Origin of the sequence: Sinimarinibacterium thermocellulolyticum (assembly GCF_040327995.1) — a bacterium.
GTDB classification, from domain to species: Bacteria; Pseudomonadota; Gammaproteobacteria; order Nevskiales; family Nevskiaceae; genus Solimonas; species Solimonas thermocellulolyticum.
Genome location: NZ_JBEPIJ010000038.1, coordinates 1 through 2,319, shown reverse-complemented (window position 1 = coordinate 2,319; position 2,319 = coordinate 1). Strand labels below are relative to the sequence as shown.

Annotated in this window: 4 protein-coding genes; all 4 read right to left on the bottom strand. The window is 65.2% G+C overall.

The genetic code is table 11. The annotated features are described in order from the left end of the window. Positions 1 to 236: ExbD/TolR family protein (locus ABSH63_RS15610; protein WP_352891022.1), on the bottom strand; the 236-nt coding region annotated here is incomplete at its 3' end. Between the two features lies 1 nt (position 237). Continuing rightward, positions 238 to 645: an ExbD/TolR family protein gene (locus ABSH63_RS15605; protein ID WP_352891020.1), complete on the bottom strand. Its 408-nt coding sequence runs from the start codon at positions 643 to 645 to the stop codon at positions 238 to 240. Further along, complete coding sequence (locus ABSH63_RS15600; RefSeq protein ID WP_352891019.1) at positions 642 to 1,241, bottom strand: MotA/TolQ/ExbB proton channel family protein; 600 nt, start codon at positions 1,239 to 1,241, stop codon at positions 642 to 644. Before ABSH63_RS15600 ends, ABSH63_RS15605 begins: the two co-directional genes overlap by 4 nt. A 28-nt stretch (positions 1,242 to 1,269) precedes the next feature. Beyond that, positions 1,270 to 2,319 (bottom strand): MotA/TolQ/ExbB proton channel family protein (locus tag ABSH63_RS15595; protein ID WP_352891018.1); only part of this gene is annotated, 1,050 nt, incomplete at its 5' end.

The following is a 2,319-nucleotide window of genomic DNA, read 5'->3' as shown; positions in this document are numbered from 1 at the left end:
ACGTTCTTGCGGTCGATCCAGATCTCGCCATTGGGTGACAGCGCAATGAAGATGTTGGCCCGGTCCTGCTTGACCGCGGTCTCGGCTTCGGGCCGGGTCACGTCGATGCCGGCTTCCTTGATGAAGCTCGCCGTGACGATGAAGAAGATCAGCATGATGAAGACCACGTCCAGCATCGGCGTCAAGTCGATGCTGCCGTCGTCCTCGGGCTGCTGGGCGGCGCTGAATGGGTCCATGTCAATTCAACTCCGCGATCGAGACATCCGCCGCACCGGCCAGTCTTGCCGCGTCCATCGCCTTGATCAGGAGCTCGTTGCGCGCCTCGGCGTGTGCCTGCACGACCACCGGGGCGTCGGGCTTCTCGGCTTTGAGCCGCTCGATGTTGGGGCGCACCGAGCGGATGTCGACGCGCCGCGGGCCGATGAAGATCTGCCCATCGGCCATGATCTTGACGACGATGCTCTGGCTCTCTTCGGTCGGCGGCTGCTGCTGCACCGCCGGCTTGTTGACCTCGAAACCGGATTCCTTGAGAAAGCTCGCGGTGACGATGAAAAAAATCAGCATGATGAAGACCACGTCCAGCATCGGCGTCAAATCGATGCTGCTGTCGTCTTCTTCCTGCGGCAGCTGCGTCAGGATCTTCATGTCACCCCCGCCGGTGCGGCGCCCTGACGGGCGGCCGGCGACCCTGCCCGGCTCCCGTCGATGTCGATCGTCAGGTGATCGGCCAAAAGCTCGATCCGCTGCTTGACCTGGGCTTCGAGCCAGACGACGACGAAAATGCCGGACAGGGCCCCCACCATGCCGGCCAAGGTCGGGATGGTCGCCTGCGATACGCCCGAGGCCATCAAGCGCGGATTGCCCATGCCGGCATAGGCCATGACGTCGAACACGGCAATCATGCCGGTCACCGTGCCCATCAGCCCGAACAGCGGGCAGACGGTCACCAGGGTCTTGATCGTCGCCAGGTAGAGCCTTGCGTTGAGGGTGATGCCGGCGATCAGCGCGCGGCGGATCTGGTGCGCCTGCCAGCTCGAGCGCTCGGACCGCTGGTTCCACAGCGCGATCACCGCCCGCTCCTGCTTGGGCAGCACCCACTTGAAATACACGAAGCGCTCCACCGACATCGCCCACATCATGAAGATGACCACGGCGATCGCGATCAGCACCGGCCCGCCCGCCTCCAGAAAGTCCTGGATGCGCTCGACGATGTCGAAGAAGCCTAAGAGCAGGATGTCCATGTCGTGAGACGTGAGACGTCAACGGCCCTTACGCGCGCCCGCCTTTTTCCATGTATTGCGCGATCAGCCCCGCGCTCTGTTCCTGCAGCATGTGCACGACGGCCTTGGCACGCGTTGAGCAGATGCTGTGCAGAAACACCGTCGGGATCGCCACGCACAGGCCCTGTACGGTGGTGACCAGGGCCTGGGAGATGCCGCCCGCCATGGTCTTGGGATCGCCGGTGCCAAACAGGGTGATGGCCTGGAAGGTGTTGATCATGCCGGTGACGGTGCCGAGCAGCCCCAGCAGCGGCGCGGCGACGGCGATGATTTTCAGGAAGGTCAGGAAGCGGTTGAGGCTCGGCAGTTCCTTGAGCACGGCCTCGCCCAGCTTCATTTCCAGGGTCTCGGCGTCCACTCCCCGGTTTTCGTGGTAGGCCATCAGCACCCGGCCCAGCGGGTTGCCGGTTTGCGGGCTGTCGATGTTGCGCCGCTGCGCCGCGACCTTGGCGCCGATGATGGACAGGCTGATCAAGCGCTCCAGCGCCACCAGCAGCGCCACCGCGCCCAGCGCCATGATGACGTAGCCGACCAGACCGCCCTGCTCGATGCGATCGCCCAGCCCCGGGGCTTCGACCAGACGCTCCAGCAGCGAGCCGCCCGTCGGGTCGAGGTCGATGCGCGCGACCGGGTCGTCGCTGGAGGTGTAGTCGTCGAGGCGGTCGAGGGTGTCGCCGCCCGGCTGGCGCTTGAGCTCGGCCAGGCTCTGGGTCTCCCCCCGCCAGGACAGGTATTTGGCCGGCTCGGCCGACACGACGTCGAACGCGCCCAGGCGGATGACCTCGCGCGTGGCCTGGCGGCCGTCGGCCAGCAGCACCGGCGCTTCGAAGCGCACGATCTTGCCGGTCTCGGTCATCTCCCGCTGCAGCTCGAACCACAGCCGCTCGATCTCGTCGATGGTCGAGATCTCGGAGGCGCGGCTCATCTTCTTGGCAAAGGCTTCGAGAAATTCGCCACGGCCCGGGTACTGCGCCGAAATCGGGCTGTCGAAGAAGATGCCCTGCAGGTCACCCGAGGTCTGCTGGAAGATGCCAAACAG

Bases quoted from the DNA above. Each gene is read 5' to 3' on its own strand.
- ABSH63_RS15600 (WP_352891019.1), bottom strand. From the start codon at position 1,241: ATGGACATCCTGCTCTTAGGCTTCTTCGACATCGTCGAGCGCATCCAG.
- ABSH63_RS15605 (WP_352891020.1), bottom strand. From the start codon at position 645: ATGAAGATCCTGACGCAGCTGCCGCAGGAAGAAGACGACAGCAGCATC.